Annotated in this window: 21 protein-coding genes and 1 riboswitch; of the genes, 7 read left to right on the top strand and 14 right to left on the bottom strand. The window is 63.1% G+C overall.

Features of this window, described 5'->3' with window-relative positions:
- Positions 1 to 109 precede the first annotated feature (109 nt).
- Positions 110 to 1,624, bottom strand: coding sequence for a sodium:solute symporter family protein (locus tag ANI01nite_RS07125; protein ID WP_141357021.1), 1,515 nt, complete (start codon positions 1,622 to 1,624; stop codon positions 110 to 112).
- Between the two features lie 367 nt (positions 1,625 to 1,991).
- Between ANI01nite_RS07125 and ANI01nite_RS07120 the strand changes: the two genes are divergently transcribed.
- From ANI01nite_RS07120 to ANI01nite_RS07110, 3 genes are all read left to right on the top strand, one after another.
- Positions 1,992 to 3,647: a thiamine pyrophosphate-dependent enzyme gene (locus ANI01nite_RS07120; protein WP_141357019.1), complete on the top strand. Its 1,656-nt coding sequence runs from the start codon at positions 1,992 to 1,994 to the stop codon at positions 3,645 to 3,647.
- 274 nt (positions 3,648 to 3,921) lie between these two features.
- Positions 3,922 to 4,296 (top strand): hypothetical protein, encoded by a 375-nt coding sequence (locus ANI01nite_RS07115; protein WP_038991978.1) that lies wholly within the window; start codon positions 3,922 to 3,924, stop codon positions 4,294 to 4,296.
- A 142-nt stretch (positions 4,297 to 4,438) separates the two neighbouring features.
- A complete protein-coding gene (locus ANI01nite_RS07110) occupies positions 4,439 to 4,870 on the top strand; it encodes an SRPBCC family protein (protein ID WP_038991977.1) in 432 nt (143 codons plus the stop codon).
- A 21-nt stretch (positions 4,871 to 4,891) separates the two neighbouring features.
- Here the strand turns inward: ANI01nite_RS07110 and ANI01nite_RS07105 are convergent, their stop codons facing one another.
- From ANI01nite_RS07105 to ANI01nite_RS07055, 11 genes are all read right to left on the bottom strand, one after another.
- Positions 4,892 to 5,647, bottom strand: a complete 756-nt coding sequence (locus ANI01nite_RS07105) for a polysaccharide deacetylase family protein (RefSeq protein WP_141357015.1) — start codon at positions 5,645 to 5,647, stop codon at positions 4,892 to 4,894.
- Positions 5,648 to 5,750: 103 nt separating this feature from the next.
- Positions 5,751 to 7,055, bottom strand: coding sequence for an MFS transporter (locus tag ANI01nite_RS07100; protein WP_141357014.1), 1,305 nt, complete (start codon positions 7,053 to 7,055; stop codon positions 5,751 to 5,753).
- Between the two features lie 212 nt (positions 7,056 to 7,267).
- Entirely contained in the window at positions 7,268 to 8,014 is a 747-nt protein-coding gene (locus ANI01nite_RS07095) for a CPBP family intramembrane glutamic endopeptidase (RefSeq protein WP_170214595.1), read from the bottom strand.
- Positions 8,015 to 8,280: 266 nt separating this feature from the next.
- Positions 8,281 to 8,868 (bottom strand): DinB family protein, encoded by a 588-nt coding sequence (locus ANI01nite_RS07090; protein ID WP_141357010.1) that lies wholly within the window; start codon positions 8,866 to 8,868, stop codon positions 8,281 to 8,283.
- Between the two features lie 205 nt (positions 8,869 to 9,073).
- Positions 9,074 to 9,352 (bottom strand): HPr family phosphocarrier protein, encoded by a 279-nt coding sequence (locus tag ANI01nite_RS07085; protein ID WP_038991974.1) that lies wholly within the window; start codon positions 9,350 to 9,352, stop codon positions 9,074 to 9,076.
- A gap of 52 nt (positions 9,353 to 9,404) precedes the next feature.
- Positions 9,405 to 11,087: a phosphoenolpyruvate--protein phosphotransferase gene (gene ptsP / locus ANI01nite_RS07080; RefSeq protein WP_141357008.1), complete on the bottom strand. Its 1,683-nt coding sequence runs from the start codon at positions 11,085 to 11,087 to the stop codon at positions 9,405 to 9,407.
- Positions 11,084 to 13,099: a PTS fructose transporter subunit IIABC gene (locus ANI01nite_RS07075; protein WP_141357006.1), complete on the bottom strand. Its 2,016-nt coding sequence runs from the start codon at positions 13,097 to 13,099 to the stop codon at positions 11,084 to 11,086. The genes ptsP and ANI01nite_RS07075 overlap by 4 nt, the downstream gene beginning before the upstream one ends.
- A complete protein-coding gene (locus ANI01nite_RS07070; protein WP_141357004.1) occupies positions 13,096 to 14,076 on the bottom strand; it encodes a 1-phosphofructokinase family hexose kinase in 981 nt (326 codons plus the stop codon). Before ANI01nite_RS07070 ends, ANI01nite_RS07075 begins: the two co-directional genes overlap by 4 nt.
- Entirely contained in the window at positions 14,073 to 14,849 is a 777-nt protein-coding gene (locus tag ANI01nite_RS07065) for a DeoR/GlpR family DNA-binding transcription regulator (RefSeq protein ID WP_141357002.1), read from the bottom strand. The genes ANI01nite_RS07070 and ANI01nite_RS07065 overlap by 4 nt, the downstream gene beginning before the upstream one ends.
- Before the next feature lie 313 nt (positions 14,850 to 15,162).
- A complete protein-coding gene (locus ANI01nite_RS07060) occupies positions 15,163 to 15,657 on the bottom strand; it encodes a CoA-binding protein (RefSeq protein WP_141357000.1) in 495 nt (164 codons plus the stop codon).
- Entirely contained in the window at positions 15,657 to 17,030 is a 1,374-nt protein-coding gene (locus ANI01nite_RS07055; protein WP_141356998.1) for an O-acetylhomoserine aminocarboxypropyltransferase/cysteine synthase family protein, read from the bottom strand. Before ANI01nite_RS07055 ends, ANI01nite_RS07060 begins: the two co-directional genes overlap by 1 nt.
- A gap of 98 nt (positions 17,031 to 17,128) precedes the next feature.
- Positions 17,129 to 17,240: riboswitch (SAM riboswitch) on the bottom strand.
- A 110-nt stretch (positions 17,241 to 17,350) separates the two neighbouring features.
- On the opposite strand from ANI01nite_RS07055, the gene ANI01nite_RS07050 reads away from it, so the two are divergent.
- The 3 genes from ANI01nite_RS07050 to ANI01nite_RS07040 all read left to right on the top strand — a co-directional run bounded on the left by ANI01nite_RS07050 (position 17,351) and on the right by ANI01nite_RS07040 (position 19,149).
- Entirely contained in the window at positions 17,351 to 17,911 is a 561-nt protein-coding gene (locus tag ANI01nite_RS07050) for a histidine phosphatase family protein (RefSeq protein WP_141356996.1), read from the top strand.
- Positions 17,912 to 18,025: 114 nt separating this feature from the next.
- The gene (locus ANI01nite_RS07045) at positions 18,026 to 18,523 is read left to right on the top strand and encodes an RNA polymerase sigma factor (RefSeq protein ID WP_141356994.1); all 498 of its coding nucleotides are present in this window, start codon (positions 18,026 to 18,028) and stop codon (positions 18,521 to 18,523) included.
- Positions 18,520 to 19,149, top strand: coding sequence for a methylated-DNA--[protein]-cysteine S-methyltransferase (locus ANI01nite_RS07040; protein ID WP_141356992.1), 630 nt, complete (start codon positions 18,520 to 18,522; stop codon positions 19,147 to 19,149). The genes ANI01nite_RS07045 and ANI01nite_RS07040 overlap by 4 nt, the downstream gene beginning before the upstream one ends.
- 98 nt (positions 19,150 to 19,247) lie before the next feature.
- Here ANI01nite_RS07040 and katG read toward each other — a convergent pair whose 3' ends face one another.
- Both katG and ANI01nite_RS07030 read right to left on the bottom strand, forming a co-directional pair.
- The gene (gene katG / locus ANI01nite_RS07035) at positions 19,248 to 21,428 is read right to left on the bottom strand and encodes a catalase/peroxidase HPI (protein WP_141356990.1); all 2,181 of its coding nucleotides are present in this window, start codon (positions 21,426 to 21,428) and stop codon (positions 19,248 to 19,250) included.
- 79 nt (positions 21,429 to 21,507) lie between these two features.
- Positions 21,508 to 21,960, bottom strand: a complete 453-nt coding sequence (locus tag ANI01nite_RS07030; protein WP_174520621.1) for a Fur family transcriptional regulator — start codon at positions 21,958 to 21,960, stop codon at positions 21,508 to 21,510.
- 662 nt (positions 21,961 to 22,622) lie between these two features.
- Here ANI01nite_RS07030 and ANI01nite_RS07025 point away from each other — a divergent pair.
- On the top strand, positions 22,623 to 24,500 hold the full coding sequence (locus ANI01nite_RS07025) for a BCCT family transporter (protein ID WP_236641119.1): 1,878 nt from the start codon (positions 22,623 to 22,625) through the stop codon (positions 24,498 to 24,500).
- Positions 24,501 to 24,530 lie beyond the last annotated feature (30 nt).

The raw sequence follows: 24,530 nt of genomic DNA, 5'->3' as shown, positions 1-24,530 counted from the left end.
CGACAGTTACGAGGAAACCCCCAGTAGGAGCATCCTGCTGGGGGTTTCCTCATACCTGTCATAAGCGGAGTACCGGTGCCCAGAGGAGAACCTTCCGCCAGCGGAGCGGCTACGGTTCGACGCTGACGCCTTCTTCCTTGGATTTGCCCGAGACCCGCAAGTTCCACTGGGTGAGCACCTTGGAATCGGTGGCCTTGGTGACAGCGGAGACCACGGCAAAGGTCGCCGCGGACGCGATCAGGCCATAGTAGATCGGTTCGTTGGCGTAGACGCCATCGAACTTGTTCTCAGCTTGGATCTCCAAGATGATCATGGTGCCCAGCGTGACCACGGTGCCCACGGCCATGGACGCAGTTGCGCCCGCGCCGTTGCCGCGCTTCCACAGCAGGCCGCCGATGATGGCCACCAGCAGGCCGCCGACCAGGATGTCGTAGGCGATGGTCAGCGCGGCGACCACGTCGTCGACGAGGATCGCCAGGGTCACGGTGACGATGCCGAGGACCAGCACCCAAATGCGGTTCGCCCGTACGTCGTGCTCCGGGTTGACATCGGTGTTCACCTGGATATCCTCGCCGAACCAGCTGGCCACGAATGGGGTCACGTCGGTACGGGCCACGGTAGCCGCTGCAATCAGCGCGCCCGACGCGGTGGACATCATCGCGGCCACGGCGGCGGCCATGACCAATCCGCCCACGGCTACCGGCAGCAGCTGGGTGGCGACCTCGGCGTAGACCACGTCCTTGTTGTCTGCCGCCCCGGCGATATCCGGCAGGGCGACCTTGGCCGCCATGCCGATGAGCGCGCCGGCGATGCCGTAGATGATGCAGTAGATCCCGGCGGTGGTGCCGCCCCAGCGGGCAACCTTCGGGGTCTTCGCGGTGAACACGCGCTGCCAGATGTCCTGACCGATCAGCAGGCCCAGGGTGTAGACCACGAAGTAGGTGATGATGGACTGCACGCCGATGCCGGTGATGTCGAAGAATTCTGCACCGATGCGTTCGCGGATGCCGTCCAGGCCGCCGGCGGCATGCATGGAGAACGGCAGCATCAGGGCGAAGATGCCGATGGTCTTGATGATGAACTGCACCTGATCGGCCAGGGTAATGGACCACATGCCGCCGATGGTCGAATAGACGACCACGATGGCGCCGCCGATGGCGATGGCCAGCCATTTCTCCCAGCCGAAGAGCACCACGAAGATGGTGGCGTAGGCGCTGGTGGAGGTGGCGCAGAGCATCAGCGTATAGGCCAGCATGACGATGCCGGAGGTGTTTGTAGCTGTCTGGCTTCCATAGCGCAGGGAGAGCATTTGCGAAACGGTGAAGACCTTGAGCTTCTGCAGCGTCGGGGCGAACGCCAGCGACAGCAGGATCACGCCGGCGCCGATGGCGACCACGAGCCACATGCCGGAAATGCCCCACTTGTAGCCCAGGCCCACGCCGCCCACGGTGGAGGCGCCGCCAAGCACCACTGCGGCCATGGTTCCGGTATAGAGGAACGGGCCGAGGCGGCGGCCGGCCACCAGGTAGTCGCTGCTGTTCTTGGTGCGGGACTTGCCCCACCAGCCAAAGGCCAGCATTGCGGCCAGATAGGCGGCGACAATCGCGCCGTTGATGAATTCCATGGAGAACCTCGATGTCCGGGCGCATGCAGCGCTTACCGTAAGTAAACTTTTGTTGCACCATAGGCTACTCGCGCTTAAGTCGCCGATCAATGAAATTGGCAATTATTGCCTGCCACCCGGCTCGCGCCAGCCGTAATGTGATGAATCAAACTGTTCCATCCAGTGAAACTTTCTAGACATTTTGCGTCGAAATATGCTTCACGTACGGCATCGTGTCACATATGCGTAGCATTCGATCGGCAATGTGTGCAGTCGCAGCTTGTTTAGTACTGTTTCAGGTTGACGCAGCGTTGCATCGTTGGCCAGCAGGGCCGTTTCCCCGCCGTTGCGTCAGATGATTTCCCGAAACCAGAAAGACGCCTAGAAGATGAGTGAAAAAGGTCAGGGCCTGACGAAGAAGTCGGCCGGACACGTCATTGTCGACACGCTTGCCGCGCACGGCGTGGAACGAGCCTACGTAGTACCGGGTGAAAGCTACCTGGATGTCCTGGACGGGCTGCATAACTCGCCAATCGAAACCGTGGTCTGCCGCCACGAAGGCGGAGCCACCTACATGGCCGAAGCCGAAGGCAAGATGCACCAGCGTCCCGGCGTTGCCATGGTGACCCGCGGACCTGGAGCCGCCAATGCCCACGTCGGCCTGCATACCGCATGGCAGGACTCGACCCCGCTGGTGCTGTTCGTGGGATTGATCCCGTTCGAGCACCGTGAAAAGGAAGCCTTTCAGGAATTCGATCCGAAGGCATGGTTCGGCACCGGCGCCAAGCGCGTCATGATTCTGGACCACGCCGATCGCGCCAGCGAAGTCGTCGCCGAGGCAATGTTCGCCGCGATGTCCGGACGCCCGGGCCCGGTGGTTGTCGGCCTGCCGGAAGACATCATCCGCAACGAAATTTCTGCCGAAATCCACCCGGAAATCCCGGTGGCCACCGGCGGCATGACCGTAACCGACTGGAAGGCGCTGAACTCCGCCCTGCAGGAAGCAGACAAGCCGCTGTTCATCTTCGGTGGCAACGACTGGTCCCACGAGGGTGCCGCGGACTTCACCCGCTGGCTCGAGGAGCACGACCTGCCGGCCGCTGCCGAATGGCGTTGCGAGGGCACCGTGCCTTTCAACTCGCCATCCTATGTCGGACCGATCGGCTACGGCCGCCCCAAGCCGACCTATGATCTGCTCGAGGAAACTGACCTGCTGATCTTCGTCGGCACGGTTCCAGGCGATGTCATCACCGACGGCTTCAACGTCCGCCAGAACTGGGACAAGAAGAACTTCCTCGTCACCATCGACCCGTCGCTGCGCGGGCGTTCCGGCCCGGTATCGCACCAGATTGTCGCCAAGCCGGATGTCTTCGTCCGCGACCTGCTGCTGATGGATCTGCCGGTCAAGGAATCCTGGAAGGAATGGACCTCGCGGATGCGTGGCGAGCAGGAGAAGTTCGCCGAGCTTCCACCGGCACAGCCATCCGAAGGCCAGGCAAAGATGGCCACCATGATGGCCAATCTGGTCGAATCCCTTCCGGAAGATGCCATGGTGACCTTCGGCGCCGGCGAGCACACCAACTGGGCCCACCGCTACTTCCCGACCAACGGCTACGCTTCCATGCTCTCGGCACGCAACGGTTCCATGGGCTACTCGATCCCTTCGGCGGTCGCCGCATCGCTGAATTACCCGGGCCGCCGCGTGGTGAGCATCGCCGGTGACGGCGAGTTCTTGATGAACGGCCAGGAGCTGGCAACTGCCGCCCAGTACGGCGCCACCCCGCTGGTGATCATCATGGACAACCAACAGTACGGAACCATCCGCACCCACCAGGAACGCCAGTACCCGGAACGTGTCTCCGGAACCCAGCTGCTGAATCCCGACTTCGCGTTGATGGCGCAGTCCTTCGGCGGCTTCGGCGTCCGCGTCGAGGATGATGCAGATGTTCCGGCGGCACTGGCAAGTGCGCTGCGGGCTATCGACGAGAATAAGCAGTTCGCGTTGATCCACTTGGTGGTGGAGCAGGGCGTCAAGGCCTACTAGGCGCTTGCTCTCTTCAGCAAACCGTCTGGTCTGCGATGCGCAATTCCAGCGGGTATCGTTGTGGACGATGCCCGCTGGACGCTTTTAACCAGGAAGCCGAGGCAGGCCCGAACCTGGTACTGTCCAGCGGCCAGCTTCGGGCCACCGCCGTAGCGCGTAGAAGATCACAACCGCGCGGGCCGTTCTGTCTTGGCACGCGCCCGCTGAGGAAATAAGATGAATTGCTACCGAATCCCGTGAGCACTAGAACCCCGACCACGAGGTGGATAATCTGATGGCACAGATGAGCGAAGAGCTCATTGAGCAGTGGGCCGACGCGACTGCTGAAATCTACAATGAGTCCCTGACTGGCATTAACCTGACCCGTCTGCCTGAGGCAGTGGCTCAGTACGTCGAACTCTTCGCGCAGAGCGAGAACCTGACGTTCAACGGGGATGCCACCCCCACCGATTACTTCGACAATCACCCGTTCCTCGCAGTGACCGCAGTGCTCAACAGCCCTGAGGCGATGGAGGTGCTGGATTCCGACGCGCAGGACGCATTGGACGCTATGGCCGACTTCACCGAGGCCTGGTACAACTTCGACCTCGAGAACGAGCCCGAACTGGGCATCTCCGAGGCAGATGACGACGGCGACGAAGACTGGTAAGTCTTCCCCCGGCTTAGGCCGGCACCCAGCAGCACCATGCTCGCTGGGTGCCGGCCTTTGCCGTTGGATAGCGGGAAATGGATCGCATGGCAACAGCCGTGGAACTATTCCATTTGGCCGCCGAGGGTGGCACTATTCGCATATGAGCCAGTTCAGCGTCTTCGAGAGCACCGTGGTCATCCACTTGCCGGTGCACCGTGTCTGGGAGCTGCTTACCGATTGGGCAGCAACACCCTTGTGGATCCATGGCATCGGTTCCATGCATTCGGACGACCCGGAACTCAAGGTCGGCACCAACCTCGTGTACCGCGTGGCCGGGCATGAACGCGTGTATCGCGTCCATGACCTTATCGAGAACCGCCTGCTGATCCTGCATACCTCGGAAAATCCCGATGGGCTCTCCTACCGCTACGACCTGAAGGATGACGCGGGGCACACCGAGGTAGTGCTGCAGGTGGCGATCATCAATCCGGACCTGACAGTGGAGCAGTGCGAGGAGCTGGCGGCGAATATCCGTGAAAGCGAAGGCGACAAGCTGGACCAGCTGCGGCTCTACGCAGAGCAGGCTCCCTGAGCGGCAGCCGTTGGCGGGCAGCTATTTGGCAGAGCCGGGAGCCGGCGCCGAGGCGTAGGCCTTCGAGTTCTCCAGCTGGCCATTGAAGAGCTGGTCCACGGTGACCGGGGTGTAGCCAGCGGCCTTCAATTTCTTCGCCAGATCCGGCACGGCCTTGACTGAGCTCTCATGGATGTCATGCATCAGGATGATCGATCCCGGCTGGGCTTCGTCCATGGCGATGCGCACGGTCTTCTTCGGATCATGGTGCTTCCAATCCAGGGTGTCCACATCCCATAGCACCAACGGGTAGGGGACCAGTCGATCATAAACGGCGCCGTGGCTCCCATAGGGGGGCCGGAAGACGGTCGGTTTCTTCCCGGCAGCCTTTTCCACCGCATCGCTGGTCCACCCCAGCTCATGCTCTATCTGCTCCCGGGTCAGCGACGTGAGATCCGCATGGTCCCAGGTGTGGCTGCCCAGCTGGTGGCCTTCGGCAGCCATGCGCTTGACCGTCTCGGGGTACTTGGCGATGTTCTTCCCGACGAGGAAGAAGGTCGCTGGCGCATCCGCCGCCTCCAGTTCGTCGAGCAGCCGTCCGGTGTATTGGCCGGGACCGTCATCGAAGGTCAGAGCAACGCAGCGGGCCACGGTGCAGTCCACCTGCTCGCTGGTGGCAGAGGCGGTCGGTTGCGCATCGGGCGCAGGTGCAGATACCGGGGAACATGAAACCAGGCAGGCCAGTGACAGCGGCAGCAGCAGGGACCGGCGCGCCACGCCGGGCAAACGGGAAATCATCCTTCCACCATCTCGCCATCCCGCAGCGACGCCCGGGACCTACACGCCCAAAGCCGCTGGGAATTTGATCCGTGCTCGCCTAACGCCAGCTGGCCGGAGCCTCTCAGCCGCGCTCGCCGTCCAGCGCGGCCGGGACTGGGTCCGAGAGCGGATGCGCGATCTCGTCGTGGGCAAATTTCCCTGCCCACCAGGCGATGATTCCGAACAATGGCGAGGCGAGGCCGGCGATGATGAAAATCGCCTGCAGGCTGAGCACCTGGGTCAAGGGCCCGGCGGCCGCCATGGACAGCGGCATCAGCGCCAGCGAGACGAAGAAATCCAGGCTGGAGATCCGTCCGAGCAGATGGCCCGGCACCCGGCGCTGGAGCAGGGTGCCCCAGATGACCATGCCCACGGCGTCGGTGATGCCGAAGGCCAGCAGGATCGCGAACAGCATCCAGGCTTCATCGACATAGCCCACCAAAGCCAGGGGCAGGGTGCCCAGGCACCAGCAAGCGGTCATCAGGCTCAGGTAGCGCCGCGGAAATTTCGCGGAGGCAACCAGCAGCGAGCCGATTGCCGAACCGAGGCCGAAGAAGGCCAGGGCGAAGCTGAACAGCTGGGCATCCCCGTGCAGGTTGCCGCTGACGATGAACGGGAGCAGCACCTCGAAGGGGCCGATGAAGGTGAACACGGAAATGACCGAGAACAGCAGCGTCCACAGCAGCCAGCGGGTGCGCACCGTGTAGCCGATGCCCTCGCGCAGCTGGCGCAGCATCCCGGGCTGCCCCTGGCCGTCAACTGGCCCCGGCGCGTTGTATGCCTGGCGGTTGGGGATCCTGCGCAGCATCAGCAGCGCCGCCAAGTGGATCACCGAGATGCCGATGATGGCATGCGCCGGCGACAGTGCGGCCACCACGAAGCCGGCGGCCATCGGGCCCAGGGCGGTGTGCACCACCGGACGGGCGGTTCCCTCCAGCCCATTAGCCGCCAGCAGCTGCTCGGCGGGGAGCATCTTGGGCAGCAGTGCGGAGTAGGCCGGGAAGAAGAAGGCCGAGCCGGCCCCGGTGCAGAAGCCGGCAAGCATCAGGTGCCACAGCTGCAGGACCTCGGTCATGGCCAGCACCGCGGTGACGCCCATGACCGCCAGCGACAGCGCCTCGACCAGCATCACGATCCGCCGGCAGGAATGGCGGTCCGCCATGATCCCGCCGAGTAGCACGAAGCACAGCAGCCCTGCGGCATTCGCGGTGGCAACCGCAGACAGCTCCACCGGTCCACCGCCCAGGCGGCGCACCTGGTAGACCATTGCCACGGCCCACATGCCGGCGGCAAAGGTGGAGAAGACGAGTGCGCTGGCCAGCAGGGCGTAGTCGCGATAGGCGAACGGCTTGATGAGGCGCAACGCAGAGGTTTTGAGCGCGCTCATGAAAGCTCCTGCGGTAGTGCGTAGGAACTATCATCCATCCAGTGATTGAGTTCTGTCAATCAGTGGGTGGGATTAAAAGATTTCTGGGAGCTACTCGGCGTCATGATCAGTTTTCAGGATGGCGGCCAGCTGCACCAGGGTAGCTTCGGCTCCTTCGCCATCGGCCCCGGCCTCGTCCGTGATTGAGGCGGAATCGTACTATCAACAGTTCCTTACTCGCGGGTTCTCCCGATACCAGGAACCGAGGCCAGGATAGCGAGCCCCGTGAACGGCACCGCGCCGAGCGCGATCATCGCGAGTTCCGGTGAACCGTCGAACTTGATGATGCTATGGGTGAAGACGAGTTGGGATGCGGTTTGGAAAGCGACGTGGATACCGACGGCAGTCCACACGCTGCCAGTGACGAGTCGAGCATAGCCCAGCACAAATCCCATGGCAGCGAACAATGACACGTCGAGCGGGTTGGCTCCGCCGCGGAGCAGGACCGCAGTAGCAACGAAGAGCGCAGTCTGCACTCCGATGACCCACCACGAGGACAACCGCTCAGCAAGAACCGCGGACACGTACCCGCGAAACACAAGTTCCTCGGGGATCGCCTCAGATAAGAGCACCGCGAAGAAGAGCAGGAGAAGCACAAGCCAGAATTCGGCGGAGGGCGCTGCGACCTGCAATGGGCTGCCGAGTAGCGCGAGAACAAAGAATGTCGCGGCCGCGGGCACAGACCACGCAATGAAGCCCAGGCAGAACGCTCGCAAGTCCCTGACGGCTGTCGTGAAACCGGCAACGTCGAGTCCGCGGTGCCCTGAACAACGAATGAGGGCCAGGAGCATAGCGATAATGAGGCCAGAAATGACAAGTCCACTGAGGATACGGGTCCGCAGGCTCCCATATGAGGTCGGGTCGGATGAGTTGGCCAGGGCCACCGCGAGCAGCAACGCAGCTACCAGGACTCCGATCATGGAGGCAATGCGAATCAGAACCGTCCAAAGGGGTAATGGTATCCGAAGCTCTTGTGCAGTAACCGGTTCAGAATCTGTCATCGTTGAGCGTTGCTTCCGTTAGCAGAACATGGCAATCGAGAGTTGCTACGTCGTCATGGCCAGCGATGGGTCGCGGCCTTCACCCGTGGTGGTCAGTATGGGATTTGCCAGCGGTCTCATCTGAAAACCATCAGCTGCCGGCTGGGTATTCCTGCTCTAGGCAAGACCAGCCGGTTGTTGACGAGTTATGCGTTGTCGGCAATTCCGCGCAGCCGCAAGCGTTCTTCGTCCCACTGTGCGGGCGTCAGATCTGGGATGTTGGGAGCTGCGGGGCGCAACCCGACGAACCCGTCCAATTGCTCGCGCACGATGTCCATGTGACCTGCATGGCGATGGGACTCGGCGATCATATGGATCAAGAGACGCTCTACAGTCGTGTGCCGATGCGTTCCCCACCATGGAACAACGGCAGGGGAATTCAGTTCAGAATGATCCAGAACCTCATCGGCTGCGCTGGTTGCCTCACGGTACAGATTCATGGCATCAGTCAAGGTCATATTCGACGGCGGACGGAAATCGGCCTGGGCGTCATCGTCTGCCATGATGTCTCGGATCAGGGGATTCTCAATCTTCTGCCCAAGGCATTCGATGAAGTACCCGGCTTCGGTGACGGCCAGATGAAGCAGCAACCCCATGACGTGGGTGCCTGTTGCTGTCAGCGGCGTCCGTGCTTGGGCATCGCTCAATCCTTCGCATTTCCACAAGATTGCTTCGCGGGCATCGTTCAGATACTCGCGTAATTGGGCCCCTTGGCCACTTTTGTCAATTGCCATGTGCTGAGTCTAGTGCCACGCAGATTCAATGTCCCGAAGGATGCTTGCCCTTGAACATATGGCGGCGGAACCGCCAGCTCCCGCGCCGAGCCCCTCCTTCTAATTAGGGGCATATCCAGTGATTGAGTTCAAATCACCAATGAGCGGGATTCAAAGAAACCGGGGACCATGCGATGGCGCATGATCCCCGGGAAACCGCTGGAAACTACTCGGCGTCGTGGTCGGTTTCCAGGATGGCGGCCAGCTGCTCCAGGACGGCCTCGGCCCCTTCTCCCTCGGCCCGCAGCACGACGGTGGAACCGTATTCCGCGCCCAGGCCCATCAGCGAGAGGATGCTGGACGCGTCCAGCGCCTCGTCGGCGGGTTCGCCCTCGTGGGCGATGGTGACCTCAACGGGCGCTTCGGCCGCGGCCTCGGCGAAGATGGCTGCCGGGCGGGCATGCAGTCCGACGCGGCTTCCGATGATTGCTGTACGTTCTGCCATGATGGCTCCTTCAGGTTCTCGTAAATGGTTGATTGCGGTAAATTCCGGGGGCCTAGAGGCCAAAGCGGTCCAGCTCGCCCAATTGCGCGCGCACGGCACTGCGTGCCGCCTCGGCGGACTCGGCGTCCAGGGCCAGCTGGGCCAGGCGCTGTGCGGTGGCCAAATCCACGGTGCGCAGCACCGCGGCGACCGGTGCCAAGGCACGCTTGTTCATGGACAGGGTGCTCACGCCCAGCCCCACCAGCACCACTGCCAGGGCCGGGTCGGCGGCGGCCTCGCCGCACACGCCAACCGGCTTGCCACCAGCTGCCTTGGCACCGGCGGCGGTGGCGGCCACCATGTGCAGCACTGCCGGCTGCCAGGGATCGTTGAGCTCGGCCAGGGCACCGAGCTGGCGGTCCGCCGCCATGGTGTACTGGGTCAGGTCATTGGTGCCGATGGAGACGAAATCGCAGCGCTGCAGGATCTGGCCTGACAGCATGGCCGCCGAAGGGACCTCGATCATCGTCCCGGCGGTGGCCAGCCCGGCTGCCTTGGCAAGCTGCGCGAACTGCTGCGCTTCGGATGGAATGGAAATCATCGGCGCCATCACCCAGACCTCGGCCTGGTGCTCGCTGGCGGCTTGCGCGATGGCTTCGAGCTGGCGTTCGAGCACACCGGGGCTGGCAAGGGTCGTGCGGTAGCCGCGCACGCCCAGGGCGGGGTTCGGCTCGCTGGCATCGGTCAGGAACGGCAGCGGCTTGTCGGCCCCGGCATCCAGTGTGCGCACCACGACCTTCCGGCCGCCGAAGGCGGCGAACACCGCACCGTAGGCTTCGACCTGCTCTTCGCGGGTCGGTTCCTTGTCCTTGCCCAAGAAGCAGAATTCGGTGCGCAGCAGGCCCACGCCCTCGGCTCCCGCCGCGGCTGCCAGCTGCGCGTCGACGCCGCTGCCCACATTGGCCAGCAGCGGGACATGGTGCCCGTCAGAAAGCTGGCCGTTGCCGGAAAACTCCGGCAGCTCCTCGCGGTTGGCGTAGGTGGCGGCCAGGTGCTCTTCGGCTGCTCCGGGATCGGCGATGACCAGCCCGTCGATGCCGTCGACGAAGACCTGGTCCCCATCGGCCAGCGCGGTGGTGCCGGGCGCCGCCACGACGGCCGGAAGGCCCAGCGAGCGGGCGATGATGGCGGTATGCGATTGCGGCCCGCCATCGGAGGTGACCAGCGCCAGCACCTTCGCCGGATCCAATGTCGCGGTATCGGCCGGAGCCAGGTCCACCGCGGCCAGGATGAACGGCTCATCCGAGTCGGGGATGCCCGGTGCGGGCACGCCGCGCAGCTGCGCGACGATGCGGGCGCGCACGTCGAGCACGTCCCCGGCGCGTTCGGCCATGTAGCCGCCGAGGGCCGACAGCTGCGTGGCCACCGCATCGGCGGCCTCCCAGATGGCCGATTCGGCGCAGGTGCCGGAGGCGACCAGCTTGGTGGCGGACTTGAGCAGGGTGCGGTCGCTGGCCATCAGCGCGGTGGCCTTGAGCACCGCTTGGGCATCGCCCGTGGCCTGCGCCGCGCGCTCCTTGAGCTGCGCGGCAACCGCTTGCGCGGCCGCGGCCAGGCGCTCGGCCTCGGCTTCCGGGCTGGAGCCTGCCGGCAAAGGGGCGCCGTCTGCGGGCGGGAGGATCGGTTCGGGCATGCGGCGCACGGATCCGATGACCCGTCCGGCGCTGACGCCTACTCCGGTGAATGCCTGGCTCATGCTGCGGCCTTTGCCTCTTCAACGGCTCCCGCGGGGGCCTTGCGGACATATTTCTTCAGGACGATCACCAGCGCCGCGGAAACCAGAGTACCGATGACGGTGGCCAGCAGGAACATCGGCCAGGTGTTATCCATGGCGAAGAAGACGAAGATGCCGCCGTGCGGTGCCTGGGAGAGCACATCGAAGCTCATGATCAGCGAGCCGGTGACCCCGGCGCCCACCATGGAAGCCGGGATGACGCGCAGCGGGTCGGCCGCGGCGAAGGGGATAGCGCCTTCGGAAATGAAGGCGGCGCCCAGCAGCCAGGCCGCCTTGCCGTTTTCGCGTTCCGCCCCGGTGAACAGCTTCGGGGAGACGGCGGTGGCCAGGGCCATCGCCAGCGGCGGAACCATGCCGGCGGCCATCACGGCGGCCATGATCATCAGCGGGGCCGGGTTCTCGGCCACCGAGCCGGCACCCAAGCCGGCTACCGCGAAGGAGTAAGCGACCTTGTTGACCGGTCCGCCCAAATCGATGGCCATCATCAGGCCCAGGATCAGGCCGAGGATAGCTGCCGCGGTGCCGGACATGCCCGAGAGCCAGCCATTGAGGGCTTCGGTGAGCTGGGCGATCGGACCGCCGAGGAACAGGAACATCAAGCCCGAAGCGATAATGGAACCAAGCAACGGCACGATGACCACTGGCATCAGCCCGCGCAGCCAGCGCGGCACGGTCCAGGAATTGATCCAGCGGCAGGCCAGGCCGGCGATGATACCGCCGACGATGCCGCCAATGAATCCGGCTCCCATGAAGCCGGCCACGGCACCCGCGGTGAAGCCCGGGGCGATGCCCGGACGGTCGGCGTAGGCGTAGGCGATGTAACCGGCCAGCGCTGGGACCAGGAAGCCCATGGACAGTCCGCCGATCTTGAACGCCACCGCACCGAGGTAGGCAAGCAAGCCGGCTTCCGGCAAGTTGAACAGCGTATTCTCGGTCAAGTATTGGTCTGCTACATCGGTGATGGCGTATCCGCCGAGCAGGAAGCCCAGCGCGATGAGCAGACCGCCGCCGGCGACGAACGGGATCATGTAGGAGACGCCGGTGAGCAGCGCGCGCTTCAGGCCTGCGCCGAAGGATTCGCTGCCCGCTGATTCCTCGCTGGACGCGGCGGCACCAGCCGGAACCCGGGCCGCCTTGGGGTCTTCGGAGGCGGCGATGGCGTCATTGATGAGCTTCGCCGGTTCGTCGATGCCGCGCTTGACCGGAACCTGGATCACCGGCTTGCCCGCAAAGCGGCCGCGGTCGCGCACATCCACGTCCACCGCGAAAATCACTGCGTCGGCGGCTTCGATGACCGCCGGATCCAGCGGGGTGGAACCCGAGGAGCCCTGGGTTTCCACCGCGAAGTCGACACCCATTTCGCCGGCGGCCTGGGCCAGCGAATCGGCGGCCATGTAGGTGTGGGCAATGCCGGTAGGGCAGGCGGTGACCGCAATGATCTTCTTCTTGGCAACGGCCGCAGCGGCCGGTGCGGCGGCAGGGCTGGAAGCCGGGGAAGCGGAGGGGACGGAGACCGCAGGAGCGTCGGAGACCACGGCGCGGATCAGCTCGACGATCTCCGCTTCGCTGCCTGCTTCGCGCAGCGAAGCGGTGAACGGCTTCTTCACCAGCGCGCGGGCCAGCTTGGAGAGCAGCTTGAGGTGGGCCTGGTCGGCGCCGTCCGGGGCGGCAATGAAGAACACCAGGTCGGCTTCGCCGTCCTTCGCGCCGAAGTCCACCGGCGGGGCCAGCCGGACCATGGCCAGGGTCGGTTCGGTGACCGCTGCCGAACGGCAGTGCGGGATGGCGATGCCGCCGGGCACCCCGGTCGCGGTCTTGGCTTCGCGGGCCTTGGCATCGGCGGCCAGTGCGGCGGCATCGGTGGCGCGCCCCTGGTTGGCCACCAGCAGGGCCAGCTGCTCGATGACCTCGCTCGTGCTGTTGCCCAGGTCGGCGTCGAGCAGCACGAGCTCTGCGGTGATTAGTTCACTCATGACTCGGTTCCTTGCGTTGAGGTAAGTTCGCTGACGGTTACGGCGCCAGCGGTGAGATCGGATTCTGTCGGGATGGTGGAGCCAGGCAGCTGCGTTGCCGCAGCTCCGTAGGCGACGGCGTTTCTCAGCCGTTCAGGGGCGCTGGCCCCAGCGGCATCGGCCAGCAGGTAGCCGGCCAGCGAGGAATCGCCAGCCCCCACGGTGCTGCGCGGGATGATCGGGGTGTGCGAACCATGCCAGGCGCCCTGCTTGGTGACCAGCAGCGCGCCCTGTGCCCCGAGCGTGGCCAGCACCGCGCCGGCGCCCCGGTCCAGCAGCTGCTGCGCGCAGCTGGCGGCCAGCTCGATGGAGCCTTCCAGTGCCGCTTCGCTGTGGCCGCCAGCCAGCTGCGCCAGTTCCTCGGCGTTGGGCTTGACCAGGTCTGGGATGTGCTGCTGGCCGTGGGCAAAGAGCTCGAGCAGCGGTGCGCCGGAAGTGTCCACGGCGATCTTCGGGCACTTTGCGCCCAAGGCCGCGCGCAATTTTGAGGTCAGCTGCGCATAGAAGCCGGCGGGAACTCCCGGCGGCAGCGAGCCGGCCATCACCAGCCAGCTGGCGCCGGCGGCCGCTTCGGCGACCAGCTCGCCGAGCTCGGCCAGCTGCTGCGCATCAAGGGCGGGACCTGGCTCATTGATCTTGGTGGTGGTGCCATCGGGATCGGTCAGGGTGGTGTTGGTGCGCAGCGCTTCGGCGATCGGCAGGTTCCGGTGAGCCAGCTGGTCGTGGGCCAGCGCGGTGACCAGCGGGTCGGTGCTGGCTCCGGGCAGCACGGCCAAGGTGGCGCCACCCGCCGCGGCGATGGCGCGCGAGACGTTCACTCCCTTGCCTGCCGCCTGGACATGGCTGGCCACAGCGCGCTGCACGGCACCGGGAGCCAGCGGCTCGCCCAGCTCGATGGTTTTGTCCAGTGCCGGATTGGCGGTCAGCGTGATGATCATGCGATCACCACCTCGACATCCGCGGCTTCCAGCGCGGCAGCGAGCTCCTCGCCGGGCTGCTGGTCGGTGACCAGTGTGTCGATGTCTTCAAACCGGGCAAAGCAGACCAGGGTTTCCTGGTCGAATTTGGATCCGTCGGCCAGCAGCACCACGCGGCGGGCGCTGGCGACCAGGGCGCGCTTGACGGCGGCTTCCAGCGGGTCCGGGGTGCTCAGGCCGAATCCTGCATGCAGCCCGTTGGTGCCGATGAAGGCTATGTCCGCCCGGTACTGGGAGTATTCCTGCACGGTGCGGGCTCCGCTGGAGGCGCCGGTGATGCCGCGGACCCGCCCGCCGATCAGCTCCAAGGCGATATCCGGGCTGTGGACCAGGGCAGCGGCGATGGGCAGGGCGTGCGTGATGACCACCAGTCCGGTGCCCGCGGTGCTCTTGAGCATGCGTTCGGCCAGGATTTCCGTGGTGGTTCCCGCGTCGATGATGACTGAGGCGTCGGAGACCGGCAGCAGGCTCAGCGCGCGCTGGGCGATGCGGGCCTTGGACTCTGAATGGATGGCGGTGCGCACCACGTAGCTTTCCTCGCGGGTGCTGGCCTCGGTGATGGTGACCGCTCCGCCGTGGACGCGGCGCAGGTAGTTCTCGGATTCCATCAGGGCCAGATCCCGCCGCACGGTTTCCCGGGTGATGTCGAAGCGCTGCGCGAGCTGGGCGACGGTTACTTTCCCGTCAGCTTCCAGCTGCTCAACGATCAGCCGGTGTCGTTCTTCGGCGAACATTCATGCCTCCGCAATTCCTCATGACGTGCAACACATTGATCTGTGTTTCCATGACTTTATGCCCGATTGTGTGGCATCGTCAAGTGAAAATGTGGAGAATTTTTGGCTTTATTTGGTTTTGAGTGGGTTTTGGGGGAATTGAGGAAATTGCATCGCGCATGATTGCTCCGGTGAACTGTACGTTCCTGCCGAATGCGCAGCGGGAAAAGCCCAGTCCCGTTGGCCTTCACGGAAACTATGGAGCTGTTCCGAACAAAAATGAGTGCATGCAACGGGATGTTGCATGCACCCATTAGTTGGAGTTCAGGATTTCCTAGGCGAGGACCTGGCGCTTGGAGGAAATCACGCCGGTGTTGAATCCGGCCAGGCGCAAACCGCCGTGGAAGCGGGCGTGCTCGATCTTCACGCAGCGGTCCATGACCACGTTCATGCCTGCGGCCTCGGCATGATGTGCCACTTCCTCGTGCCAGGAACCCAGCTGCAGCCACAGGGTCTTCGCGCCCACGGCCAGGGCCTCGTCCAGGACACCGGGCAGATCATCATGCTTGCGGAAGACCTCCACCAGATCCGGGGTTTCCGGAAGATCAGCCAGCGACTTGTATACCGGCTGGCCCAGGATCTCATCGAGTACAGGATTGATGAAGTACACCTTGTACTTGGAGGAGGAGAGCAGATAGGTAGCCACAAAATAGCTGGCGCGCGATGGCTTGTTCGAGGCGCCGACAATGGCGATGGTCTTGGTGCCGCGCAGGATCTCCAGGCGCTGCGCGGCTCCCGGGCCTTCCCAAGTGGTTTCAACGGCAGTCATTAGTTTGCTCCCTTCGAAGCGGTTGGCAAGGCACAGGCGGAACCGTCATAGGTCGGTGCTTCGAACTCGGCGGAGGAACCGGCGATAGCTTCCTGCGAAGCAGTTAATGCCTGGTCCAGATCCCAAAGGATGTCCTCGACGTCTTCCAGGCCTACCGACAAGCGGATCAAGTCTTCTGGCACGCCGGCGGAGACCAGCTGCTCGGCGCTCAGCTGCTGGTGCGTGGTGGAGGCCGGGTGCAGCACCAAGGTGCGGGCATCGCCGATGTTGGCCAGGTGGCTGGCCAGCTGCAGGGCCTCGATGAACTTCGCACCGGCTTCGCGTCCGCCCTTCACGCCGAAGCTGAAGACCGAGCCGACGCCCAAGGGCAGCAGCTCCTTGGCCTGCTCGTGCTGCGGGTGGGAATCCAGCCCCGCGTAGTTCACGTAGGTCACGCGCTCATCGGATTCCAGCCAGGCAGCGACCTGCTTGGCGTTGGACAGGTGGTTGTCCATGCGCTGCGGCAGCGTCTCCAGGCCCTGCAGCAGCTGGAACGCCGACTGGGCCGGAAGGGACGGACCGAAGTCGCGCAGCTGCTCGCTGCGCAGCTTGGTCAAGAAGCCGTACTCTCCGAAGTTGTCCCACCAGGAGACATTGCCGTAGCTGGCTACCGGTTCGGTCATGGTGGGGAACTTGCCGTTGCCCCAGTTGAACTTGCCTGACTCGATGACCACGCCGCCCAGGGTGGTGCCGTGCCCGCCGATGAACTTGGTGGCCGAGTGGATCACGATATCCGCGCCGTGCTCGATCGGGCGCAGGATGTATGGGGGAGTGAGCGTCGAATCCACGACCAGCGGGATGTTGTGGCGGTGAGCCACCTCGGCCAGGCCTTTCAGGTCAGCGATGTCGCCGGATGGGTTGGCCACCACCTCGGTGTAGACAGCCTTGGTGTTCTCCTGGATCGCGGCTTCGAAGTCTGCTGGATCGTTGGAATCGATGAAGGTGGTGTTGACGCCGAAACGGCGCAGCGAGACATCCAGCTGGGTGATGGTGCCGCCGTAGAGCTTCGAGGAAGCCACAATGTGGTCGCCGGCCTGGGCCAGCGCCGCGAAGGTGACGAATTCCGCGGCCATGCCCGAACCGGTGGCTACCGCGCCGATGCCGCCTTCCAGCGAAGCCATGCGCTCTTCGAAGGCCGCCACGGTCGGGTTGCCGATGCGCGAGTAGATGTTGCCGTACTTCTGCAGGGCAAAGAGGTTGGCCGCATCGTCAGCGTCCTTGAACACGAACGACGTGGTCTGGTAGATGGGCACTGCGCGTGAGCCATGCTCGGCATCGGGAGTGCCTCCGGCATGCAGGGCGCGGGTGCGGAATCCAAACTTGTGATCTGCCATGGTGGCTTACGACTCCTTGTCGACGGGGGTTTCACGTGCACCGCAGGGCGGGCCGCGATCGAGGCAGGAATCCCGGAATCAATGTCGCTTCCTGCCGTTCTCCAACGGGTAAGCGGCTGCATCGTTTCTGGCGGTAGCACCGTAACCACCGGATGTGGCAGGTTGCTGCGGCGTCATCGAACCAGATCTCTCAGCCGCTCGGGATGGTGTAATAATCTTCGCAACATGACCGTTCGTGACCCAACTATGAGTCGTAACGTTGCGTATCGGGCCTGATATCGGAGATTCTTCGACATCTGCTGCACCGGTAGGCTGGAGTCATGGATACTTCGTTCGCACTGGTACGGCATGGGCAGACCGATTGGAACCTTGCAGGCCGCCTGCAGGGGCGTACCGACATTCCGTTGAACGAGACCGGTCGCGAACAAGCGCGCGAGGTCGGGCGCAAGCTCATCGGCGAAGGCTTCTCGCTGGTTCTGGCTTCCCCCTTGGAACGCGCCCAGGAAACTGCCGTGCTGATTGCCCAGCAGATCGGAGCAGCGACGGGCAACGCCGTTCCGGAACTCATTGAACGCGGTTTCGGCCCGTTGGAAGGCCGGATCATGGCGGAGGTCAGTGACGAGGAATCGGCTGCTGCCGCAGAGCAGATTGAGCCGCGTGCGCACATCTTGAGCCGCGCGGTCCCGGCGCTGCTGGACATCGCCAGCAGGCATGCCGGGCGCAAAATCATGATTGTCAGCCATGGGGCCACCATGCGCACCATTCGCGACGCGCTATCCGGTACCAAGGAACCCCAAGGCGTGGAGAACGGTGAAATCATCGACGTGGACCTGGCCCGGCTCGAACAGCTCGCCGGCGAATTGGACTTGGTGGCCTTCTAGAAATCCATGCTGTCGCGGCATGAACGAAATTTTTTTCATTCACACCTCACAGGATCGGTTGCCGCTGCGTTTACATGGTGAGAGGCCACGAGGTCGCGAAATCCCAGGAGAGCCATGCAAGCACCATTCGAGCGGATAGTCCAAGATTATGGACTGAACGTCCTGCGTGTCTGCCGCGCCCTGCTGGATGAGCACCGCGCGCAAGACGCATGGTCAGAAACCTTCCTCGCCGCACTCAAGGCCTACCCGCAGCTTCCCGAGGAGGCCAATGTCCTGGCATGGCTGGTACGCATTGCCCGGAACAAGGCCATTGACGAGTTGCGCAAGCATAAGCCGGAGATCCTCATCGACCAGGACATGGACGGTCCCGGCTCCGGGATGAACCGGCCGGATCTGCAGCTGGAAAATCTGCAGCTGTGGCACGAGGTGAATCAGCTCCCCGGCAAGCAAAGGCAGGTGGTGGCCTATCGGTACCTCGGCGGGATGAGCTATGCGCAAATTGCCGAAATCCTTTCCGGCAGCGAAGCCGCTGCCCGCAGGGCTGGAGCGGACGGGATCAAGAACCTGCGTGCCCGGCTAGCAGACCAAGAACTATGGCGGGAGCAGCCATGAACGAAAAAAATTATCGGCCGCAGGCGACGGCCGCTGAAATGCAAGCCCTCGACGCGCTGCATGGCCAGCTCGTTGAGCGAGCCCGGGCATTTGAACTTGTCGATGTCGCCTATCGGGTGGTCGACAGCCCAGTGGGTTCATTGCTGCTGGCAAGCACCGATGCCGGGCTGGTGCGGGTGGCATTCGAATCCGAGGGCCATGACCGGATACTTGAGCTGCTTTCGGAAAAGCTCAGCCCACGCATCCTGCGCGACAAGACGAGCCTGGATGGGACCGCCCGGCAACTGGATGAGTACTTCGCGGGAACACGGCACAGTTTCGAGCTCCCGGTGGATCTGCAGCTCTCCACCGAGTTCCGCCGCCAGGTGCAGCTGGAACTGGGGCACATCGAGTACGGGCAGACCCGCAGCTACGCCCAGCTGGCGCAGCAGATCGGCAAGCCGAAGGCGGTGCGCGCCGTCGGCTCAGCGTGCGCCACCAACCCGATTCCCATCGTGCTGCCCTGCCACCGCGTGCTGCGCACCGATGGTTCGCTGGGCGGCTATCTGGGAGGGCTGCAAGCCAAGACGGAGCTGCTGAAACTGGAGAATCCGGACTTCGCCGGCAGCGCGGCGACGCTTTTCTAACTGCCCATAGCCGGATTAAACAAATGCTGGGCTGTTGCTTCCCATCGGGGGAGCAACAGCCCAGCACTATCTGCCTGAAGCTAGCGGCCGGTTAGCGGCTACTTGGCCAGCAGTTCGAAGCGATCCGCGTCCATGAGCTTGGCCCATGCAGCGGCGAAGTCCTTGACGAACTTCTCCTTGGCGTCGTCCGAGGCATAAACCTCGGCGAGAGCACGCAGTTCCGAGTTGGAGCCGAAGACCAGGTCCACGCGGCTGCCGGTCCAGCGGCCGTCGGTGGTGGTGTAGCTCTGCTCGTCTGCCGACGGGGTCCACTCCAGGCCGAGTTCCAGCAGGTTCGCGAAGAAGTCGTTGGTCAGAGCGCCCGGGGTGTCGGTGAAGACGCCCTTGTTCGAGCCGTCCCAGTTGTTGCCGATGACACGCAGGCCGCCGAGCAGCACGGTCATCTCCGGAGCCGACAGGCCCAGCAGGTTCGCGCGGTCGATCAGCAGGTACTCGCTAGGCAAGTTCAGGAAACCGGAGTCGTAGTTGCGGAAGCCGTCAGCGACTGGCTCCAGCCAGGCGAACTGCTCTACGTCGGTCTGCTCCTGGGTTGCGTCAACGCGACCCGGGGTGAATGGAACCTCGACCTGCTGGCCGGCTGCCAGGGCAGCCTGCTCAACACCGACGTTGCCGGCCAAGACCACAACATCGGCGAAGGATGCCTTGATCTCGGAAGTGGCGTTGAACTGGTCAACGATTTCCTCGATCTTGGCGATCACTGGCTTCAGCTGCTCCGGCTGGTTCACCGACCAGGAAACCTGCGGCTCCAGGCGGATGCGGCCGCCGTTGGCGCCGCCGCGCTTATCCGAGGAACGGAAGGTCGCTGCGGCCTTCCATGCGGTGGAGACCAGCTGCTGCACCGAAAGGCCAGCACCGTTGATCAGGGACTTCAGCTCGGCGATTTCCTTGGCACCCAGGGTGGCTTCAGGAGCAGCCGGCAGCGGATCCTGCCAGAGCAGGTCCTCGGCTGGAACCTCTGGACCGAAGTAGCGGGACTTCGGGCCCATGTCGCGGTGGGTCAGCTTGAACCAGGCGCGGGCGAAGGCGTCGGCGAACTTGTCCGGGTTCTCCTTGAAGTTCTTGGAGATCGGACCATAAATCGGATCGAAGCGCAGTGCCAGGTCGCTGGTCAGCATGCGCGGTTCGCGCTTCTCCAAGGTATCGAACGCAGGCTGAACCAGGCCGGCTCCGCCGCCGTTGACGGGGCGCCACTGCTTAGCACCTGCTGGCGACTCGAACAGTTCCCACTCGTAAGCGAACAGGATGTGGAAGAACTCGTTGTCCCAACGGGTTGGGTGGTAGGTCCAGGTCACTTCCAGACCGGAGGACACGGTGTCTGCACCCTTGCCGGTGCCGTGGCCGTTCTTCCAACCCAGGCCCTGCATTTCCAGCGGAGCTGCTTCTGGATCCGGACCGATCTTGTCATCGGCGTGGGCGCCGTGGGTCTTGCCGAAGGTGTGGCCGCCAGCGATCAGCGCTACGGTCTCTTCGTCATTCATACCCATGCGGCGGAAGGTTTCACGGATGTCGATGGCCGAAGCCAGCGGATCCGGGTTGCCATCTGGACCCTCGGGGTTGACGTAGATCAGGCCCATCTGGACTGCAGCCAGAGGGGCTTCCAGGTCGCGCTTGCCGGTGTAGCGCTCGTTGTCCAGCCACACCTTTTCCGGGCCCCAGTAAACGTCGTCGTCAGCTTCCCAGACGTCCTTGCGGCCGCCGGCGAAGCCGAAGGTCTCGAAGCCCATGTCCTCCAGAGCCACGTTGCCAGCCAGCAGGATCAGGTCGGCCCAGGAGATGGCCTGGCCATACTTCTTCTTTACCGGCCACAGCAGGCGGCGAGCCTTATCCAGCGATACGTTGTCTGGCCACGAGTTCAATGGGGCGAAACGCTGCTGGCCTGCGCCGCCGCCACCACGCCCATCGTGGGAGCGGTAGGTGCCGGCGGAGTGCCACGCCATGCGGATGAAGAACGGACCATAATGTCCGAAGTCTGCTGGCCACCAGTCGTGGGACTGGGTCATGATCTCGGCCAAGTCGGCCTTCAGGGCCTCCATGTCCAGTGCGTTGAACGCCTCGATGTAATCGAAGTCCTCATCCAACGGGTTCGATACCTGCTGGTTCTTAGCAAGGATCTTCAGGTTCAGCTTGTTCGGCCACCATTCGGTATTGGCGTTGCCCTGGGTTGGGTGAACTCGACCCGCGCCAACTACTGGGCACTGACCTGCGGTCGTCTCAGACATGTGCTCTTCCTTCCGGATTTTTAGGGGATTGTGCGGTTCATGTCCGCCACGCGGGAACGAGTCCTGCGTGATGGCAAATCTAGGGGTTTACTACGACATCTTTCTGCGCATTCGCGGCCTGGCAATCAGGGCATGTGCCCCAGTAGATCACTTCGGCCTCGTCGATGCTGAAGCCGTGATCGTTGGACGCATGCAGGCACGGGGCGCCGCCGACAGCGCAGTCGACGTCCGCCAGCTTGCCGCACTGGCGGCACACCACATGGTGGTGATTGTCGCCAACGCGGGCTTCGTAGCGGGCGGTATGGCCCTGCGGCTGTATCTGCCGGATGACTCCCAGCTTCGTGAAAAGCTTCAGCGAATCGTAGACAGCTTGGTGCGACACATTGGGGTGCCCTTCGCGAACGGCCGAAATGATGGTTTCGGTATCCGCGTGCGGGTGCGCAGCGACAGCGGACAGCACCGCAACGCGGGGTTGCGTAACCCGCATCGATGCCGCCTTCAGCACCTGCTCGATCCCTGCCTTTGATGTCATGTAACCAGCATGCCTGCTTATTTTGAACGAGTCAAGATAAGTTCGAATGTATTTCAGGTTACAAGTTGGTGAGTGGCAACAATGGGTCGAAAAGGTTTCTGTGCAGGAAGTATGCCTTATGAGGAATGCCTTGGTGGGAGGGGATCGAAGCTGAGGCGATTGTTGAATCCTGGATATTTCAGACGAATAAACAAAGTGGAGAATAGGTCATTCCGACTTCGGAAGTAATTCGGGGCGGGTAAGGATTTCGTGGAAGCGGAAACCGGAAATCCGAGCGAGGCGAGGAAGCTCACACGGATGGCGGTGCCAGCGAAAACATCGTGATCCAGAGCGTATCCAGCGTTGGAAATGGCGTGAAATCAAGGATCTGATTTGACCCTCGGTGAGATGTCGACAATGCTGGAAAAGGCCCATTTTGGATTTATCGTGTCAATTCCGTGCTAAATCGGGTCACTTCGCAGGAACATTTCGCGGGATATTTGCGCAGAATAGCTGTTTCTTTCAGGCAGTTCTGACGCGAGATTTAGAGACAACGGACGGACACCCGAAAAGCAATTCGCAATCAATCACACTGCATGGCGATCGTTGACTCTAGAAACGATGGCTGGGCAGATTCCGTCTGGAACTTCTCCACGGGATCTCACCAGTGAAGGAAGAACGCAATGAAGCAGACGGATCAATCAATCGTAGACCTCGTCGAGGAACTGCATTCAGTTCGCCACAGGCGACCTAAGAAGTACTCCCTTTCCGGTACGGATTATTGGGTATTCGGAATCGCCGGCGTTATCGCGCTGGCATTCATCATTTGGGGTTTCTCCACCCCGTCGGGGCTGGGCAAGGCCTCCAGCGCAGCCTTGGACTGGGTTATCACCAACACTGGTTGGCTTTTTGTCATCGCCGCCGCATTATTCGCGGTCTTCGCTATTGTCGTAGCAGCGAAGAATTTCGGGCGCATCCCGCTGGGCAAGGACGGTGAATCGCCACAGTTCTCCACGGTTTCGTGGATCTCGATGATGTTTGCCACCGGCATGGGCATCGGACTGGTCTTCTACGGGGTCGGCGAACCGCTGTACTTCTACATGTCGCCTCCTCCGGGAACCGTGGAAGGCTCCACCAGCGAGGCACTGAGTACCGCTATGGGCACCACGCTCTTCCACTGGACGCTGTTCCCATGGGCCATGTACGCGATTGTCGGCTTGGGCATGGCCTACGGCAGCTTCCGGCTGGGACGCCCGCAGCTGTTCTCCGCCATGTTCAGCTCGCTCTTCGGCGACCGCGCCATCCACGGCTGGGGCGGCCGCACGATTAACATCCTGGCTATCATCGCCACGCTCTTCGGCTCGGCCTGTTCGCTGGGCCTTGGCGCATTGCAGATTGGCGGCGGCATCCAGGCCACCGGGATGATGGAGAAAGTCGGTTCCGGCGTTCTGGTGGTCATCATCGCGATTTTGACTGCCTTGTTCGTTGCTTCCGCTGTTTCCGGCATTGAGCGCGGCATCCAGTGGCTGTCCAACACCAACATGGTGCTGGCAGTGATCATCGCGTTGATCGTATTCATTGGCGGTCCAACGCTGTTCATCCTTAATGTCATCCCCAACGCCATTGGCTCCTTCATTGGCGACTTGCCGGAGATGGCTTCGCGCACGGCGGCTGGCGATGTTGCAATGTCTGATTGGCTGTCCTCGTGGACCGTCTTCTACTGGGCCTGGTGGATCTCCTGGAGCCCATTCGTCGGCCTGTTCATCGCCCGCATCTCCCGCGGCCGCACGATTCGCCAGTTCGTTACCGGCGTGCTGCTGGTGCCATCGACTGTCACCTTGATCTGGTTCTCGATCTTCGGTGGCGGCGCAATCGGCATTCAGGAACGTGCCGAACGCGCCGGGGAAACCGGGGAAAAGCTGGCCAATATCGTCGATGGCGCCCCAGACATCAACTTCGATCTGATCCTCTTCGACATGCTCGGCCGCCTGCCGCTGGCAGGCTGGGTGGCTACCGTGCTGATGGTCGTCACCGTGCTGCTGATTGCGATCTTCTTCGTGACCGGCGCAGACTCGGCCTCGATCGTGATGGGTGCGCTCAGCGAACGCGGCGCCGAAGAGCCAACCAAGAAGGCGGTGATCTTCTGGGGCGTGGCCACCGGTGCTGTTGCCGCGGTGATGCTGCTGGCTGGCGGTGATCATCCGGCGGAGGCATTGAACGGCCTGAAGAACATCACCATTGTTTCGGCGCTGCCGTTCGTCATCGTGATGCTGCTGCTCTGCGTGGCGTTGTGGAAGGACTTGAGCAACGATCCGCTGGTGCTGGGCGACAAGGTGGCCCGCAAGGTGCTTGAGCATTCCGTGGGCCAGGCGATTGACCGCCATGAGGGCAGCCAGTTCAGCTTGATGACCACCGAAATTCCTTTGGTCAGTGCCGATGGCAAGGAGGCTGAAGTGAAGATCTTCGCCACCGAAGCCACCGAGGCCACCATTGACCCGGTGGAGGACGGCAAGAAAACTGAGGGCGACGGCGAGAGCCCGAAGCCAACTGCCGGGGAGTAATTACCGGCAAAGCAAGTGAAGCTTCTTCCC

This window comes from Glutamicibacter nicotianae (assembly GCF_006539525.1).
Taxonomy (GTDB): Bacteria; Actinomycetota; Actinomycetes; order Actinomycetales; family Micrococcaceae; genus Glutamicibacter; species Glutamicibacter nicotianae.
Note: the sequence above shows the minus strand (reverse complement) of the source record. Positions and strands in the feature narration are given on the sequence as shown.

What these genes read in the sequence shown, in the direction of transcription:
- ANI01nite_RS07125 (WP_141357021.1), bottom strand. Translation starts at nt 1,624, where the DNA reads ATGGAATTCATCAACGGCGCGATTGTCGCCGCCTATCTGGCCGCAATG.
- ANI01nite_RS07120 (WP_141357019.1), top strand. Translation starts at nt 1,992, where the DNA reads ATGAGTGAAAAAGGTCAGGGCCTGACGAAGAAGTCGGCCGGACACGTC.
- ANI01nite_RS07115 (WP_038991978.1), top strand. Translation starts at nt 3,922, where the DNA reads ATGGCACAGATGAGCGAAGAGCTCATTGAGCAGTGGGCCGACGCGACT.
- ANI01nite_RS07110 (WP_038991977.1), top strand. Translation starts at nt 4,439, where the DNA reads ATGAGCCAGTTCAGCGTCTTCGAGAGCACCGTGGTCATCCACTTGCCG.
- ANI01nite_RS07105 (WP_141357015.1), bottom strand. Translation starts at nt 5,647, where the DNA reads ATGATTTCCCGTTTGCCCGGCGTGGCGCGCCGGTCCCTGCTGCTGCCG.
- ANI01nite_RS07100 (WP_141357014.1), bottom strand. Translation starts at nt 7,055, where the DNA reads ATGAGCGCGCTCAAAACCTCTGCGTTGCGCCTCATCAAGCCGTTCGCC.
- ANI01nite_RS07095 (WP_170214595.1), bottom strand. Translation starts at nt 8,014, where the DNA reads ATGATCGGAGTCCTGGTAGCTGCGTTGCTGCTCGCGGTGGCCCTGGCC.
- ANI01nite_RS07090 (WP_141357010.1), bottom strand. Translation starts at nt 8,868, where the DNA reads ATGGCAATTGACAAAAGTGGCCAAGGGGCCCAATTACGCGAGTATCTG.
- ANI01nite_RS07085 (WP_038991974.1), bottom strand. Translation starts at nt 9,352, where the DNA reads ATGGCAGAACGTACAGCAATCATCGGAAGCCGCGTCGGACTGCATGCC.
- ptsP (WP_141357008.1), bottom strand. Translation starts at nt 11,087, where the DNA reads ATGAGCCAGGCATTCACCGGAGTAGGCGTCAGCGCCGGACGGGTCATC.
- ANI01nite_RS07075 (WP_141357006.1), bottom strand. Translation starts at nt 13,099, where the DNA reads ATGAGTGAACTAATCACCGCAGAGCTCGTGCTGCTCGACGCCGACCTG.
- ANI01nite_RS07070 (WP_141357004.1), bottom strand. Translation starts at nt 14,076, where the DNA reads ATGATCATCACGCTGACCGCCAATCCGGCACTGGACAAAACCATCGAG.
- ANI01nite_RS07065 (WP_141357002.1), bottom strand. Translation starts at nt 14,849, where the DNA reads ATGTTCGCCGAAGAACGACACCGGCTGATCGTTGAGCAGCTGGAAGCT.
- ANI01nite_RS07060 (WP_141357000.1), bottom strand. Translation starts at nt 15,657, where the DNA reads ATGACTGCCGTTGAAACCACTTGGGAAGGCCCGGGAGCCGCGCAGCGC.
- ANI01nite_RS07055 (WP_141356998.1), bottom strand. Translation starts at nt 17,030, where the DNA reads ATGGCAGATCACAAGTTTGGATTCCGCACCCGCGCCCTGCATGCCGGA.
- ANI01nite_RS07050 (WP_141356996.1), top strand. Translation starts at nt 17,351, where the DNA reads ATGGATACTTCGTTCGCACTGGTACGGCATGGGCAGACCGATTGGAAC.
- ANI01nite_RS07045 (WP_141356994.1), top strand. Translation starts at nt 18,026, where the DNA reads ATGCAAGCACCATTCGAGCGGATAGTCCAAGATTATGGACTGAACGTC.
- ANI01nite_RS07040 (WP_141356992.1), top strand. Translation starts at nt 18,520, where the DNA reads ATGAACGAAAAAAATTATCGGCCGCAGGCGACGGCCGCTGAAATGCAA.
- katG (WP_141356990.1), bottom strand. Translation starts at nt 21,428, where the DNA reads ATGTCTGAGACGACCGCAGGTCAGTGCCCAGTAGTTGGCGCGGGTCGA.
- ANI01nite_RS07030 (WP_174520621.1), bottom strand. Translation starts at nt 21,960, where the DNA reads ATGACATCAAAGGCAGGGATCGAGCAGGTGCTGAAGGCGGCATCGATG.
- ANI01nite_RS07025 (WP_236641119.1), top strand. Translation starts at nt 22,623, where the DNA reads ATGAAGCAGACGGATCAATCAATCGTAGACCTCGTCGAGGAACTGCAT.